The organism is Roseovarius pacificus, from assembly GCF_900142665.1.
Classification (GTDB): domain Bacteria; phylum Pseudomonadota; class Alphaproteobacteria; order Rhodobacterales; family Rhodobacteraceae; genus Roseovarius; species Roseovarius pacificus.
Genome location: NZ_FRBR01000001.1, coordinates 1,009,016 through 1,023,439, shown reverse-complemented (window position 1 = coordinate 1,023,439; position 14,424 = coordinate 1,009,016). Strand labels below are relative to the sequence as shown.

Genomic DNA, 14,424 nt, shown 5'->3' with positions numbered 1-14,424 from the left:
ACGAGGACATTCCATGCCTTTCAAACCCACCGATTACCTGCCCTATGATTTCGCCAATCGCCGCCATATCGGGCCCTCGCCCGAGGAAATGGCGCAGATGCTCGAGGTGCTTGGCGTTGACAGTCTGGACGCGCTGATTGACGATACGGTTCCGAAATCCATCCGGCAAGATGCACCCCTGGACTTCGGCAAGCCCAAATCGGAACGTGAATTGCTGCACCACATGCGCAAGGTCGCAGGTAAGAACAAGGTGCTGACCTCGTTGATCGGGCAGGGGTATCACGGCACGGTCACGCCGCCCGCGATTCAGCGGAACATCCTTGAAAACCCGGCGTGGTACACGGCCTATACGCCTTATCAGCCCGAAATCAGCCAGGGGCGGCTTGAGGCGCTGTTGAACTTCCAGACCATGGTCAGCGACCTGACCGGGCTGGAGATCGCCAATGCGTCGCTTCTGGATGAGGCAACCGCCGCTGCCGAGGCGATGACCATGGCGCAGCGCGTGGCCAAGACCAGGGTTAAGGCGTTCTTTGTCGATGAAAACTGCCACCCCCAGAACATCGCGGTGATGCAAACCCGCGCCGCGCCGCTGGATATCGAGGTGATCGTCGGAGCGCCTGAGGATCTGGAAGCCGACAAGGTGTTCGGGGCGATTTTCCAGTATCCCGGCACCTATGGCCACTTGCGTGATTTCACCGATGAAATGGCGGCTCTACATGAACACAAGGCAATCGGGATCGTCATTGCCGATCCGCTGGCCCTGACCCTGCTGAAGGAACCGGGCGCCATGGGGGCCGACATCGCCGTTGGTTCGACGCAGCGTTTCGGTGTGCCGATGGGCTATGGCGGCCCGCACGCCGCCTATATCGCCACGAAGGACGATTATAAGCGCGCCTTGCCGGGCCGTATCGTCGGGGTCAGCGTGGACAGCCACGGCAACCGCGCCTATCGGCTGGCCCTGCAAACCCGTGAACAGCATATCCGCCGCGAAAAGGCCACGTCGAATGTCTGCACCGCGCAGGCGTTGCTGGCGGTCATGGCGTCGATGTATGCGGTATTCCACGGGCCCAAGGGCCTCAAGGCCATCGCGCAGCGCATTCATCGCAAGACCTTGCGTCTGGCCAAGGGGTTGGAGGCCGCAGGGTTCGAGGTGGAGCCGGATACGTTTTTCGACACGATCACCGTCGATGTCGGCCTGTTGCAGCGCGGGGTGTTGCAGGCCGCCGTACGCGAAGGTGTGAACCTGCGCCGCGTGGGGGATACCAAAATCGGCATCACGCTGGATGAACGCACCCGCACCGCCACCGTCGAGGCCGTCTGGCGTGCCTTCGGGATCATTATGGAAGATCGCGAGTTCACCTCGGATTACCGGATGCCCGATGCGCTGCTGCGCAGTTCGGATTACCTGACCCATCCGATTTTCCACATGAACCGCGCCGAAACCGAGATGATGCGCTATATGCGCCGTCTGGCCGATCGCGACCTGGCGCTGGATCGGGCGATGATCCCGCTTGGATCTTGTACGATGAAGCTGAACTCGGCCGCCGAGATGATGCCGGTGAGCTGGCGCGAGTTTTCGCTATTGCATCCCTTCGTGCCCGCCGATCAGGCGCAGGGCTATACCGAGATGATCGACGATCTCAGCGCAAAGCTGTGCGATATCACCGGCTATGCGGCGATTTCGATGCAGCCCAATTCGGGCGCGCAGGGGGAATATGCAGGGTTGCTGACGATCTCGGCCTATCACCGTGCCAATGGTGAGGGGCATCGCAAGATTTGCCTGATCCCGATGAGTGCGCATGGCACCAACCCGGCCAGCGCCCATATGGTGGGCTGGGACGTGGTTGCGGTGAAATCGGCGGCGAATGGCGATATCGACGTCGAGGATTTCCGCGCAAAGGCCGAAAAGCACTCCGAAAATCTGGCGGGCTGCATGATCACCTATCCCTCGACCCATGGCGTGTTCGAGGAAACCGTGCGTGACGTCTGCGAGATCACGCATAGCCATGGCGGGCAGGTCTATATCGACGGGGCCAACATGAACGCTATGGTTGGGTTGGCACGACCCGGCGACGTGGGCGGCGACGTGAGCCACCTGAATCTGCACAAGACGTTCTGTATTCCGCATGGCGGCGGCGGCCCCGGAATGGGGCCCATCGGGGTCAAGGCGCATCTGGTTCCGCATCTGCCGGGCCATCCGGCGACCGGCGGCGAGCAGGGGCCGGTTTCGGCGGCGCCGTTCGGGTCTCCGTCGCTGTTGCCGATTTCATGGGCGTATTGTCTGATGATGGGCGGCAAGGGGCTGACCCAGGCGACGCGCGTGGCGATCCTGAATGCCAACTACATCGCCAAGCGTCTGGAGGGGGCCTACGACGTTCTCTACAAAGGGCCCACAGGTCATGTCGCGCATGAGTGTATTCTGGACACCCGGCCGTTCGAGAAAAGCGCGGGCGTGACCGTGGACGATATCGCCAAACGGCTGGTGGATTGCGGGTTTCACGCACCGACCATGAGCTTTCCGGTGGCGGGAACGCTGATGGTGGAGCCCACCGAATCCGAAACCAAAGCTGAATTGGACCGGTTCTGTGACGCGATGCTGGCGATCCGTGACGAGATACGCGATATCGAGGACGGTCGTAGCGACAGCGAGAACAACCCGCTCAAGAATGCGCCGCATACCGTCGAAGATCTGGTCGGCGAATGGGAACGCCCCTACAGCCGTGAACAGGGCTGTTTCCCACCGGGGGCTTTCCGGGTGGATAAATATTGGCCGCCGGTCAACCGCGTGGACAATGTCTATGGTGACCGGCATCTGGTTTGTACCTGTCCCCCGATGGAGGACTATGCCGAGGCCGCCGAATAACGGAGTTGGTTTGGAGTGAAGGAGGGGCGGCCATCCGGCCGCCCCTTTTTTGCTGCTGAAAAGGGCTTTGTGAAAAGGGTTAGCTGATAAAATGAAATCGTAACCCGTTGATAGCTTGGGCTGCGCGATACCCGTGACCGAATTCTGACTGCTCTGGCGTTTCCGTGGTCATATCACGACTCCGCACAACACATCGCCTTATCATCTGAAGACAACAGGCGATGGTATTTGAGACTGTTCAGAATGAAGTCGACCATGACACACATCCGCAAACCAACTGGTAAAATCCTAAGGCGTGGCGAGTGGTCCGGTCATACCCCGAATTGGGTAAAATCCGAATTTCGAGGTAATATTTCAGGATAGCAGTTGTTGCACCTTGTCCAGCACGTCCCGCCAATGCCGGAAAAAGATCAACTGCCCGGCATCCTCGTAGACATGATATTCGATCCAGTCGTATGTTGCGCGGAATTCGTCGAGTGTTGCCGGGGGAACTTGCGGGTCCTGCAGGCCATTCAAGAAGATAACGGGTAGCTGCCCGCGCAGGGCCTCAACGTCGGCGCTCCAGTCTTCCAGAAACCGGCCTGTCAGCATGCGGACAAAGGCATCGTGAGCAGAGTGCGTTTCGGACAGGGCGACCTCCGAGCCGGTGACCATGGCTTCGAAGACTTCGGGCGATTCGAACGTTTCGACATCGGCGGGGCATTTGCCATAGACCGCATGGACAAACCCCTGCTTGCCGATCCGCCGGGCCAGAAGAAACCCCGCCTTGACCATGAAAGGTAGCAGGTGCGGCGTATATTTTGCCCCTGCGATAATGAAACGATGCCATTTCTCCATACGTTCATACTGTTCGCGCCGGGTCATCGGGAGTGTGCCGGCACAGCAGATCAGCCCGGTAATCGTTTCCGGCGACCGGAGGGCCAACTGCATGGCGTAGAATGAATCGCCCCCGAGGCTGATGATCGGACAGCGATCGACGTTTTCGGCATCGAGAATTTGCAGGCAGTCGGTGGTGGCCGTGTCGTCATAGTCGGTGCTGCGGGGCAGGGGATCGGAGGCGCCAAAGCCGGCCCGAACCGGTACGATAATGCGAAGCCCGAGACGTCTGGCTTCTGCTTCCGCGGATGCAGGCCACCGCACCAACCCATAATCCAGAGGCAGGAACAGGATTGGGCGGCCTGTCTGATCGCCGAGCCTGAGGTAATCCAACTGCCGTCCGTCCGGTGTACGCAGCGAATGGAAAACGCTTGGTTCCAGTGTCGCGTAGCCACGGCTGACCTGCCGGGGGCCGGGCATGTTTTCCAGGGTCATACCGGCCATGTCCACCACTGACAGAGCCAGCCGAACCAGTTCGACCTGCGAATGCGCTTCGGTCTTGGACATGATGGCCTTGATCTGTGCGCGGATCGTGTCCACCGATCTGCCCCGTTTTTCGGCGATATCGCTAACCGATCCGCACTTGACCAGCCCCAGAAGAACGCCTGCCTCGGCGTTGGTCAGATTGAAGGCCCGCTGCAGTATTTCCTGGCTGTCTTCCGAGAAATAAATATCATTCGAAGCCGCCAGAACGAGGGGCGTTCCATCCGCCAGTTTGCACAGCTGAAGACGCAGGATGACGTAGTGATTTTTCTCGACCGAACGCACACGCAAGACCACCGCATCCTGCTGTGGGCTTTGCAGAACATTGCGTGCGGCTTTGCTGATTGCGTCGATGTCTTCGGGCATCACCCGCAGATCGCTGAGCGTCGCGCCCTCCTTCAGGCCCGATACCGTCAATGCGGCGGCATTCCCGGCGCAGACAGTCAGCGAGGCGTCCAGCAAAAAGGCCGACATGCGACCAAAGGGACGTAATATGTCTCGTAGCTCGCTGGCGGAACCGACTGTTTCGACACGATCCAGAAAGGCGCTTGCACGTTCGAAATGCCCGGCAATCAACGGATCTTCCAGAAGGCGCGGGGCATCCAGATCGGCTTGGCCGCGCAGCGGGCGAACGGCATCTTCCCATAGATCCAGAAGCGCCTCGTAGCGGTCCGGCGCAAGGGCCACGTCGTACAAACGGCTGATTGCCGCATCACGTGTTTCGTCGGGCAGTGTCTGCCTTGTGTCCTTACAAGGGTTCGCCGGGTCCATTCTCGTCATTCGATTGCCTCCGCGCTTTGGCATGGTACGCGTATAGCGATGTTAAGTCATGCCCGTTTCGCGTCAGGGTAATCACGGTTGTTAACGGATCGCGATAGCGGTTTCAGCCATTGTCGGTCTGAGTGTCAAGAAGGAATGAAAACCGGGTTTTCAAAACATCCCAGGCGGCTTCGTTCGGAGCGGCAAGGATGTAACCTTCGGTGATTCCCGCATTATAATCCTGTCCGTCCAGCATTCGCACGATTCCTCCGGCCTGCTGGCAGATCAGGACCCCCGCGGCATGGTCCCAGGGATTGGGAATGCCCGACAGCATGAAATCCATCCCGCCCTGCGCCAGGGTCCGGTATTCGTGGCAGGAACAGCGCAGCATTACCGTGCGTGAGAAGTCTGGCAGGCAGGCGGCCATTTCGGCCTGTTTTTCCTCGGGCAGGAGATAGAGGTGGATATATCCCGACATTTTCTCCAGATCACCGCCGCGCGAGACGCTGAGCGGTCGGTCGGCTCCCACATTGCGCGACAGATGTGCAGGTGTTTCGGAATCGGCGAAGATCCAGTCGTCCATCACCGGGTCATAGAGCAGGCCGAACACCGGATGCCCAAAGCGGGTGATCGACAGGATGATTCCGAAAAGTGGCAGGCCATGGGCAAAGTTCCAGGTGCCGTCCAGCGGATCGAGGATCACCGCCATTTCGGCCTCGGCGATTTTGTTGCGCAGGTCGGGTGATTTGGCCGCGCCTTCTTCGCCGACGATCAACGCGTGGGGAAACATGCGTTGAATACCACGCGTCAGCATGGCTTCGGCGGCAGTGTCGGCCTCGGTCACAAGGTCATGGGGGTCGGACTTGGCCGAGATATCCGCATGCGACAGATTGCGAAACCGGGGCATGATCTCGGCACGGGCAGTGCGACGGACCAGATTGATCAGACTGACTTTTTGCGCTTTGCTCAGAGGGGCGGTCAGGGCGACAGGCAGGAAATCGATCATTGTTCGGGCCTCGGATTCTGGTGCTGGAACGGCTTTTGAGTGCCACCGTGCTGCGCGAATGGCAATGCGGTTATTCCCGTGCGCGCAAAACACGGGCGGGACGGGCCTGCATGGGGCGCCAGGCAAAGGCAAGCCCGGCCAGAAGGCTGATCAGCGCGCCGCCCGAGACAATTCCCAATGCCGACAGCCACGCAATTTCGAAATCGGTTTCCATCACGAAATAACTGACGGCCCATCCTCCGGCGATTCCGGCCCCCAAGGCAACCAGCCCAGCCACCGCGCCAAGGATCGCGGCCCGCAGCGCGAGACTCAACAGGATGCGGCCGCGCGAGGCGCCAAGTGTCTTGAGTATCGCCGCCTCGCGGGTGCGGGCTGTCTGATCGGCCGCGGCAGCGCCGATCAGGACCAGGAATCCGGTCAGCAAAGTGGCAGCCGCGCCCCAAGCCGTGGCCGACGCCAATCCTGCCAGCAAGCCCGACACGCGGTCAACTGCATCGCGCACGTTGATCGCGGTGATATTGGGCATCCGGTCTGACAAGTCGCGCAGGATCGCCTTCTCGGCATCGGGATCGGCGTAGACGGTCGCGATGAATGTATGCGGCGCCGCCTCGAGCGCGGCGGCATTCATCACCATGACGAACCCCATTCCGGCGGTCGAGAAATCGACTTCGCGCAGCGATGTCAGTTTGGCCGTCATGTCGCGGCCCAGAATGTTCACCGTGATTTCGTCACCGATTTTCAGGCCCATCTCTTCGGCCTCTTCGGCGGCAAAGCTGATCTGTGGCGGGCCGGTGTACCCCTCACCCCACCACGTCCCGGCGATGATGCGGGTGCGCTCGGGAAGGGCGTCGGCATAGCTTATCCCCCGGTCTCCTTCGACGACCCAATGGCCCGGTGCGACTTCGATGGCAGGACGCCCGTTGATGCGGCTGATCACGCCGCGCAGCATCGGGGCATTGTCGATGCGCGAGACGGCGGGATCGTTCTCCAGCCGGTCCATGAAGGCGGGCATCTGATCTTTCTGGATATCGACGAAGAAATAGGACGGTGCGCGTTCGGGTAGGTCACGTGAAATCGCGTTGCGCAGGTTTTGGTCGATCTGTCCGACCGCTGCCAGAACCGACAATCCCAACCCGAGCGAAAGCATGACCGGCCCCGCTGTGGTACCCGGCCCGCCGATGGCGGCCAGAGCCCAGGCCAGTGCAGGCCGTCCACGGGCCAAACGCCTGGCGCGGCGTGCGATCAGGACAATCGCAAAGGCCGCCAGCACCAGCAGGAACAGCGCGCCCATGATTCCGCCGGTGGTGGCAAGGGTCAGTCTTGCATTACCCGAAAGCCACATCGCAGCGCCGACCAGGGCGGCGATCAGTGCAAGCGTTGCGACGAGATAAGGCCAGCGGGGCAATTTGCGCCCCTGACCCAAGGCGTCGCGAAACAGGGCGGCGGCGCGAATATCCTGCGCGCGCGCCAGCGGCCAGAGTGTAAAGATCAGTACCGTCAGCGCGCTATAGAGCGCGGCCTCGGCCATCGGTGCGGGGTAAGGGGCAAAAAGGGCCGGTACGGGCAGGCGCGCCTCGATGATCGGTGACAGCAGGATCGGCACCCCCACCCCGAGCGCCAGACCGCAGGCGATCCCGATCAGGGCCAGCACCGCGACCTGCAGAAAGTATGTCAGGAATACCGTCTGGCGGTCTGCGCCGATGGTGCGCAAGGTGGCGATGGTTTCGGTTTTGGTGGCCAGATAGGCCCGCAACGCGGCCGATATGCCCACTCCTCCCACGGCCAGCCCCGATAGACCGACAAGCACCAGAAACGCCCCAAGGCGGTCGACGAACTCTGCAACGCCTGGCGCACCGTTTCGTGCATCCCGCCAACGCAACCCCGCTTCGGCAAAGGTGGTTTCCGCCTCGTGCTGGAGGGCGACCAGATCGGTGCCGGGCGGTAAAGCTATGCGATAATGCGTGGAATAGAGCGTTCCCGGTCCAAGCAGCCCCGCACCCTCAAGATCGGCACGGCGCAGGATGGTCCGTGGCCCCAGACCAAAGCCGGACGTGGCATTGTCCGGTTCGATCACGATTTCGGCGCTCAGGACGAACTCGGCCGTGCCGAGGCGAAAGCGGTCGCCCGGAGCGAGGCCCAGCTTGCCGCTCAACAAAGGATGCATGACCGCGCCGGGCAAACCGTCCCTTCCGTTCAACGCGTCGGAGAGGGGAATGGCCGGGTCAAGTACGACCTCGCCCAACAGGGGATAGGCCCCGTCAACGGCCTTGATCTGCGTTAGTCCGCGTTCGCCGTCGGGGGAGACCGCCATCGAGCGGAAATCGACGATCTCGGACACGGTGGTGGCGGTGGTCTCCATCCAGTCGCGTTCGGCCTGCGTGGCGAAGCGATAGGTGAATTCGATCTCGGCATCGCCTCCCAACAGGGTCGCGCCTTCGCGGGCCAGCCCGTTGGCGATGCTTTCGCGCACGGTGCCAACGGCGGCGATGGCTGCGACGCCAAGGATTACGCAGGCCAGAAAAATCCGAAACCCTTGCAAGCCACCGCGCAGTTCCCGGCGGGCGAGACGCGCAGCAGTGGACAGGCTCATGCGGGCACCTGTGCCGTGTCGGTCAGTCGTCCGTCCACCAGTTCGATCACCCGGTCACAGCGTTCCGCCAGTTCGGGAGAATGGGTTACCATGATCAGGGTGGACCCCTTGCGCGCGCTGAGATCGAACAAAAGCCCTATGATCGCTGCGCCTGTCTGGCCATCCAGATTTCCCGTCGGTTCGTCGGCGAGCATGATATCGGGGCGCGGCGCAGCGGCGCGGGCAAGGGCGACGCGCTGTTGTTCGCCGCCCGAGAGTTGCGAAGGATAGTGATCGGCGCGCTCAGCCAGCCCCACGGCCTCAAGCTCGCGCGCGGCGCGCTCGAAGGCATCCGCATGTCCGGCCAGTTCCAGCGGGGTTGCGACATTTTCAAGAGCGGTCATGGTGGGGATCAGGTGGAAGGACTGGAACACAACTCCGAAATGATCGCGGCGCAGGGCAGCCAGTTGATCTTCGTTCATTGCCGACAGGTCATGCCCGAGGGCTTGCACCTGTCCCGAACTGGCACGTTCCAGCCCACCCATCAACATCAACAGCGAAGATTTGCCCGATCCGGACGGTCCGACAAGACCTACGGTTTCCCCCTTCTGGACATCCAGTGTGATCCCGTGGAGTATCCGTACAAGCCCCGCGTTGCCCTGAAGCGACAGCGTGGCATCCTTGAGCGAAAGAACGGGATCGGTCATGGGCTTGCACCTGATTACAAAGGAATTTCTGTCATATGGGGTCGCGGTGTTGCGTGGCAAGGTGATTGCGGCGTTTCTTTTCGCCGCAGTCCCGGCCTGGGCCGGGGAGGCCACCATACTGGCTTTCGGTGACAGCCTGACCCAGGGCTATGGTTTGTTGGATCAACAGGGCCTCGTTCCGCAACTGGACAAATGGCTTGAAGACAATGGTCATAAGGTGCGCATCGTCAATGGCGGTGTCTCGGGCGATACAACCGCCGGAGGCGCGGCCCGCGTCGACTGGAGCCTGACGCCGGATGTGGACGCAATGATCGTTACCCTTGGCGGCAATGACATGCTGCGCGGAATCGATCCGGCTGTGTCGCGTGACAATCTGGATCGTATTCTGGCTGCGGCGCAGGCTCATGGGATCGAGGTCTTATTGGTGGGCATGAAGGCGCCGGGCAATTACGGGCCAGACTACAAGGCTGCGTTCGACCGCATTTACCCGGATTTGGCGGAAACCTACGAGACGCTTTATTTTGAGGATTTCTTTGCAGGACTCGGGGATGCCGGCCCGGCTGAAGTGCAGGACTATTTTCAGCCCGACGGTATTCATCCCAATGCCGAAGGCGTCAAGAAAATTGTCGCGGCTCTTGGACCGAAGGTCGTGGAACTGGTGCAGAATATCCAATGAAAACGGGCCCCGCCAGGGGCCCGCAAAGATCAGATTATGGCGTGTTGGCCACCCAGGATCAGGCCAGTGCGATATTCGACGCCGACTCGCGGCCATCGCGGCCGGGTTCGATGTCGAAGGTCACTTTCTGGTTGTCGGCCAAGCCGGTGAGGCCTGCGCGTTCAACGGCAGAGATGTGAACGAATACGTCCTTGCCGCCGCCATCGGGCGCGATGAAGCCGTAGCCTTTCGTTGTGTTAAACCATTTGACGGTGCCTGTGGCCATCCGTTTTCTCCTTTGGTTTGTGTTGCCCACGGTGTTGCGGCAACCCGGCTATGTCAGAGCAAGATCGAGTGACTGAGCCGGTCGTGACGGAGCAGATGGTCGATAGAGGTAACGTCGCGCCGTTTATATGGGGCTGTAAATCTCGCCACGCAAGAAAAAATCGCGCGGGGCCGGTCGTGGCCGCCGCGCGTTGTCATGCGTCACTTCGCTCAGATAACGGTGACAACAGTTCCCACCGGAACTCGTTCGTACAAGTCTTTCACGTGTTCGTTCAGCATGCGAATGCAGCCGTTGGACACCGACCGTCCGATCGAGCGTGGCGCGTTGGTGCCGTGGATACGGAAATAGGTATCCCGACCGTTCTGAAACAGGTAAAGCGCCCGCGCGCCAAGCGGATTTTCCGGCCCACCCGGCTGGACATAATCATTGTCCTTGAAGCGGCCGTAGGTCTGCGGCTCGCGCTGGATCATTTCCTCGGTGGGGCGCCAGGTGGGCCATTTTTTCTTGACGTCGATGGTGGCTGTGCCGGTGAACTGGAGGCCGGCCTTGCCGACGCCGACGCCATAGCGCAGCGCCTCGCGGGGGGTGGTGACGAGATAGAGGAAATGCGCGCGCGGCAGAATCAGAAGCTGTCCGGGCGCGTATTGTTCCGAGATACGTACCTTGGTGGGTTTGAATTTATCTTCGACTTCAAAGGCATGGGCGGAGGCGGGCAGGCTTGCTGCGGCCAGTCCGGCCCCGATGAAAAAGCGGCGGTCGATCATTTCTGGTCCTCTGGAATACACCCTCTGGAATACACACGGCGACGTATAGTTTGCCATCCTGACGGGGAAAAATCAAAACCCGGTGAAAGGCCGGAAATTCCTGTCGGTATGGCGTCGGTACAACGTCGGTATCCCGTCGGTGCGACCGCACGGTCGGCTGACGTGATGTTAACCCCCTCCACGGCAGGCTCGGGGCGCGAAAGGAGCTCTTTGATGACCCGCATGACCAAGACCGAACGCATCGCCCGCGAGGGGCTGATGAAGAACCTGATCCATTTGCACCGCGATGGCTGGATATCGTCGGTGATCGAGGAAGAGATTCCCGAAGCCTGGCACACGCTCGAGGCCGATCTGGATGTCGAGGAGAAAAAGGAGAAGGTGACGCTTTATCTCGACCGGTCGGTCGCGCGGTTCTATCGCGCGATGGGGCAGGGGTATCAGGGCCGGATCAACCGCCTGTTGGCCACGTGGGCGCAGATGAAGATCGCGGGCGAGGTAAAGCTGGACGAGTATCTGCGCGAACGCGTCGGATACAAGGAGCCCGAGCCGCCCGAGGACATGCCGACGCTGGACCCGGATTACGAGGCCTCGATGCGGCGCAAGGGATTGCTGTAGTGGAGTGACGACTGCCAAAGGCAAACGGGGCAGGCCCCTGGCCCGCCCCGTGCGAAGTCGTGTTGCGCCACGATGGTGACGCGCGGCCCTCAGGCCAGTTCGAGGTTGACGGCGCTTTCGCGGCCATCACGGCCTGCTTCGACGTCGTACGTCACTTTCTGGTCGTCGGCCAGGCCGGTCAGGCCCGAACGCTCGACGGCGCTGATGTGAACGAATACGTCCTTGCCGCCCGTTTCAGGTGCGATGAAGCCGAAGCCTTTGGTGGTGTTGAACCATTTCACGGTGCCATTGGCCATGTGAAGTCTCCTGATAATAGATGCTGCCCGCGGAAGTGCGGCAGCCCGGCGTTGTCGTCTGGATCGAATGACTGAACGCCGTGTGAAGGGAGACAGTAGGTCGAAAAAGAATAACGTAGCAGGGGCGCGTATGACAGGGATCGGGGGCTGTGGCAAGGGAATTCGATCAGGGTAGGGTGCGCATTCATGCGCACCGCTGTTTCCAACTGACCGTAATTATTCCGGTGCGCAGTGAATGCGCACCCTACGTTAGCGTCATTTTAACGTTGGTCGGTTCAGCACGGAAACATGCCGAATTACAGACGTCCCAAGGTGCCCGGCGCCACCGTGTTTTTCACCGTGACCCTTGCGGAGCGCGGTACGTCATTATTGGTGGATCAGGTTGAGGTTCTGCGACAGGCGGTGTGTGCCACGCGGTTGGATCATCCGTTTTATATCGACGCCTGGGTGGTGTTGCCCGATCATTTGCACGCGGTTTGGACCTTGCCGCCGGAAGACCATGGCCGCCGGAAGACCATGATTTTGCGACCCGGTGGCGCGTGATCAAGGCCCGGTTTTCCCGGCAGGCGCCGGAGGGGCTCAGGCGGCCCAGCCATATCCGCCGCCGCGAACGCGGCGTCTGGCAGCGCCGGTATTGGGAACATCATATTCGCGGCCCGCAGGATTACGCGGCAGCGGTTTCCTATTGCCTTTTGAATCCGGTGAAGCACGGGTTTGTCGAGCGGGCGCAGGATTGGCCCTATTCCTCGGTGCACCGCGATATTCTGGCCGGGCGCCGGGCCGCGTAGGGTGCGCATTCATGTGTACCGTTTGTCTTGGGTGTGTGGTGCGCAGTGAATGCGCACCCTACGGTGATCAGCGAGCGAATTTCTTGTGCTTGATCCGTTTGGGTTCAAGCGCATCGGGGCCCAGACGGCGCTTTTTGTCTTCCTCGTAGTCCTCGAAGTTGCCTTCGAACCATTCCACATGCGCCTCGCCTTCGAAGGCGAGGATATGGGTGCAGATGCGGTCCAGAAAGAAACGGTCGTGGCTGATGACCACGGCGCAGCCGGCGAAATCCACGAGCGCGTCTTCGAGCGCGCGGAGCGTTTCGACGTCGAGGTCGTTGGTCGGTTCGTCGAGCAGCAACACGTTGCCGCCCGATTTCAGCAGGCGGGCCATGTGGACGCGGTTGCGTTCGCCGCCCGACAGGAGCGAGACCTTTTTCTGCTGGTCGCCGCCCTTGAAGTTGAAGGCCGAGCAATAGGCGCGGGAATTCATCTGCGCATCGCCCAACTGGATGATTTCGGCGCCGCCGGTGATGGCCTCCCACACGGTTTCGTTGTCTTTCAGGTCGTCGCGGGACTGATCGACATAGCTGAGTTCAACCGTGTCGCCGTATTCGACCGTGCCTTCGTCGGGGGCTTCCTGCCCGGTCAGCACCTTGAACAGCGTGGATTTACCCGCACCGTTGGGGCCGATCACGCCGACGATGCCGCCCGGCGGCAGCGAGAAGGTCAGATCCTCGATCAGCAGCTTGTCGCCCATGTGCTTTTTAAGTCCGTTCACCTCGATCACCTTCGATCCAAGGCGCGGGCCGTTGGGGATGACGATCTGGGCGCGCGCGAGTTTTTCGCGCTCGGACTGGTTGGCGAGGTCGTTATAGGCGTTGATCCGGGCCTTGGATTTGGCCTGACGGGCCTTCTGGCCCTGACGCATCCATTCCAGTTCGCGTTCCAGCGTTTTCTGGCGCGATTTGTCCTCGCGCGCCTCTTGTTCCAGCCGCTTGGCTTTCTGTTCCAGCCAGCTTGAATAATTGCCCTCGTAGGGGATGCCGCGGCCGCGGTCGAGCTCCAGAATCCAGCCGGTGATATCGTCAAGGAAATACCGGTCGTGGGTGACGATCAGGATGGTGCCCTTGTAGTCGATCAGGTGCTGTTGCAGCCAGGCGATGGTTTCGGCATCGAGGTGGTTGGTCGGTTCGTCCAGAAGCAGCATGTCGGGCGCTTCGAGCAGCAGCTTGCACAGGGCGACGCGGCGTTTTTCGCCGCCCGACAGGGTGGTGACGTCGGCATCGTCGGGCGGACAGCGCAGGGCCTCGAGCGAAACGTCGATCTGCGCGTCGAGATCCCACAGGTTCTGGCTGTCGATCTCGTCCTGCAACTGGGCCATCTCGTCGGCGGTTTCGTCCGAATAGTTCATCGCCAGTTCGTTGAAGCGGTCCAGCTTGGCCTTTTTTTCGGCCACGCCCAGCATGACGTTTTCACGCACGGTCAGGTTGGGGTCCAGTTCCGGCTCCTGCGGGAGGTAGCCGACCCTGGCGCCCTCGGCGGCCCATGCCTCGCCCGTGAAATCGGTGTCGAGCCCGGCCATGATCTTCATCAGGGTGGATTTACCGGCGCCGTTCACGCCGACGACGCCGATCTTCACGCCGGGCAGAAAGCTGAGATGGATATTCTCGAAGCATTTCTTGCCGCCGGGGTAGGTCTTGGAGACGCCCTGCATGTGATAGACGTATTGATAGGCTGCCATCTGTCGTCCGCTCCTGATGGGTGATCGTGTGTTG

At 61.0% G+C, this 14,424-nt stretch carries 13 protein-coding genes; 5 read left to right on the top strand and 8 right to left on the bottom strand.

Annotation, left to right across the window (positions count from 1 at the left end):
• Nucleotides 1-13: 13 nt before the first annotated feature.
• Nucleotides 14-2,863 (top strand): aminomethyl-transferring glycine dehydrogenase, encoded by a 2,850-nt coding sequence (gcvP, locus tag BUB53_RS04870; protein ID WP_073033349.1) that lies wholly within the window; start codon nucleotides 14-16, stop codon nucleotides 2,861-2,863.
• A 354-nt stretch (nucleotides 2,864-3,217) separates the two neighbouring features.
• Here gcvP and BUB53_RS04865 read toward each other — a convergent pair whose 3' ends face one another.
• The 4 genes from BUB53_RS04865 to BUB53_RS04850 all read right to left on the bottom strand — a co-directional run bounded on the left by BUB53_RS04865 (nucleotide 3,218) and on the right by BUB53_RS04850 (nucleotide 9,263).
• Nucleotides 3,218-5,002: a bifunctional helix-turn-helix transcriptional regulator/alpha/beta hydrolase gene (locus BUB53_RS04865; RefSeq protein ID WP_229709430.1), complete on the bottom strand. Its 1,785-nt coding sequence runs from the start codon at nucleotides 5,000-5,002 to the stop codon at nucleotides 3,218-3,220.
• Between the two features lie 103 nt (nucleotides 5,003-5,105).
• Nucleotides 5,106-5,987, bottom strand: coding sequence for an inositol monophosphatase family protein (locus BUB53_RS04860; RefSeq protein WP_073033345.1), 882 nt, complete (start codon nucleotides 5,985-5,987; stop codon nucleotides 5,106-5,108).
• A gap of 70 nt (nucleotides 5,988-6,057) precedes the next feature.
• Entirely contained in the window at nucleotides 6,058-8,577 is a 2,520-nt protein-coding gene (locus BUB53_RS04855; RefSeq protein ID WP_073033343.1) for an ABC transporter permease, read from the bottom strand.
• On the bottom strand, nucleotides 8,574-9,263 hold the full coding sequence (locus BUB53_RS04850; protein WP_073033340.1) for an ABC transporter ATP-binding protein: 690 nt from the start codon (nucleotides 9,261-9,263) through the stop codon (nucleotides 8,574-8,576). Before BUB53_RS04850 ends, BUB53_RS04855 begins: the two co-directional genes overlap by 4 nt.
• On the opposite strand from BUB53_RS04850, the gene BUB53_RS04845 reads away from it, so the two are divergent.
• A complete protein-coding gene (locus BUB53_RS04845; RefSeq protein ID WP_073033338.1) occupies nucleotides 9,262-9,939 on the top strand; it encodes an arylesterase in 678 nt (225 codons plus the stop codon). The genes BUB53_RS04850 and BUB53_RS04845 overlap by 2 nt on opposite strands.
• A gap of 58 nt (nucleotides 9,940-9,997) precedes the next feature.
• Here the strand turns inward: BUB53_RS04845 and BUB53_RS04840 are convergent, their stop codons facing one another.
• Both BUB53_RS04840 and BUB53_RS04835 read right to left on the bottom strand, forming a co-directional pair.
• Nucleotides 9,998-10,204 (bottom strand): cold-shock protein, encoded by a 207-nt coding sequence (locus BUB53_RS04840; RefSeq protein ID WP_073033336.1) that lies wholly within the window; start codon nucleotides 10,202-10,204, stop codon nucleotides 9,998-10,000.
• Nucleotides 10,205-10,413: 209 nt separating this feature from the next.
• Nucleotides 10,414-10,968, bottom strand: a complete 555-nt coding sequence (locus BUB53_RS04835; RefSeq protein WP_073033334.1) for a L,D-transpeptidase — start codon at nucleotides 10,966-10,968, stop codon at nucleotides 10,414-10,416.
• Between the two features lie 213 nt (nucleotides 10,969-11,181).
• Here BUB53_RS04835 and BUB53_RS04830 point away from each other — a divergent pair, with 213 nt between their 5' ends.
• Nucleotides 11,182-11,583: a BrnA antitoxin family protein gene (locus BUB53_RS04830; protein ID WP_229709433.1), complete on the top strand. Its 402-nt coding sequence runs from the start codon at nucleotides 11,182-11,184 to the stop codon at nucleotides 11,581-11,583.
• A gap of 89 nt (nucleotides 11,584-11,672) precedes the next feature.
• Here the strand turns inward: BUB53_RS04830 and BUB53_RS04825 are convergent, their stop codons facing one another.
• Nucleotides 11,673-11,879 (bottom strand): cold-shock protein, encoded by a 207-nt coding sequence (locus tag BUB53_RS04825; protein WP_073033332.1) that lies wholly within the window; start codon nucleotides 11,877-11,879, stop codon nucleotides 11,673-11,675.
• A 288-nt stretch (nucleotides 11,880-12,167) separates the two neighbouring features.
• Here BUB53_RS04825 and BUB53_RS23420 point away from each other — a divergent pair, with 288 nt between their 5' ends.
• Nucleotides 12,168-12,422: a transposase gene (locus BUB53_RS23420; protein WP_308424285.1), complete on the top strand. Its 255-nt coding sequence runs from the start codon at nucleotides 12,168-12,170 to the stop codon at nucleotides 12,420-12,422.
• The gene (locus tag BUB53_RS23415; protein ID WP_308424286.1) at nucleotides 12,419-12,667 is read left to right on the top strand and encodes an REP-associated tyrosine transposase; all 249 of its coding nucleotides are present in this window, start codon (nucleotides 12,419-12,421) and stop codon (nucleotides 12,665-12,667) included. The genes BUB53_RS23420 and BUB53_RS23415 overlap by 4 nt, the downstream gene beginning before the upstream one ends.
• A gap of 67 nt (nucleotides 12,668-12,734) precedes the next feature.
• On the opposite strand, the gene ettA is transcribed toward BUB53_RS23415, so the two are convergent.
• Entirely contained in the window at nucleotides 12,735-14,390 is a 1,656-nt protein-coding gene (gene ettA, locus BUB53_RS04815) for an energy-dependent translational throttle protein EttA (RefSeq protein WP_073033330.1), read from the bottom strand.
• Nucleotides 14,391-14,424 lie beyond the last annotated feature (34 nt).

Excerpts from the sequence above, each read along its gene's own strand:
- gcvP (WP_073033349.1), top strand. The coding sequence starts at position 14 with ATGCCTTTCAAACCCACCGATTACCTGCCCTATGATTTCGCCAATCGC.
- BUB53_RS04865 (WP_229709430.1), bottom strand. The coding sequence starts at position 5,002 with ATGACGAGAATGGACCCGGCGAACCCTTGTAAGGACACAAGGCAGACA.
- BUB53_RS04860 (WP_073033345.1), bottom strand. The coding sequence starts at position 5,987 with ATGATCGATTTCCTGCCTGTCGCCCTGACCGCCCCTCTGAGCAAAGCG.
- BUB53_RS04855 (WP_073033343.1), bottom strand. The coding sequence starts at position 8,577 with ATGAGCCTGTCCACTGCTGCGCGTCTCGCCCGCCGGGAACTGCGCGGT.
- BUB53_RS04845 (WP_073033338.1), top strand. The coding sequence starts at position 9,262 with ATGGGCTTGCACCTGATTACAAAGGAATTTCTGTCATATGGGGTCGCG.
- BUB53_RS04850 (WP_073033340.1), bottom strand. The coding sequence starts at position 9,263 with ATGACCGATCCCGTTCTTTCGCTCAAGGATGCCACGCTGTCGCTTCAG.
- BUB53_RS04840 (WP_073033336.1), bottom strand. The coding sequence starts at position 10,204 with ATGGCCACAGGCACCGTCAAATGGTTTAACACAACGAAAGGCTACGGC.
- BUB53_RS04835 (WP_073033334.1), bottom strand. The coding sequence starts at position 10,968 with ATGATCGACCGCCGCTTTTTCATCGGGGCCGGACTGGCCGCAGCAAGC.
- BUB53_RS04830 (WP_229709433.1), top strand. The coding sequence starts at position 11,182 with ATGACCCGCATGACCAAGACCGAACGCATCGCCCGCGAGGGGCTGATG.
- BUB53_RS04825 (WP_073033332.1), bottom strand. The coding sequence starts at position 11,879 with ATGGCCAATGGCACCGTGAAATGGTTCAACACCACCAAAGGCTTCGGC.
- BUB53_RS23420 (WP_308424285.1), top strand. The coding sequence starts at position 12,168 with ATGCCGAATTACAGACGTCCCAAGGTGCCCGGCGCCACCGTGTTTTTC.
- ettA (WP_073033330.1), bottom strand. The coding sequence starts at position 14,390 with ATGGCAGCCTATCAATACGTCTATCACATGCAGGGCGTCTCCAAGACC.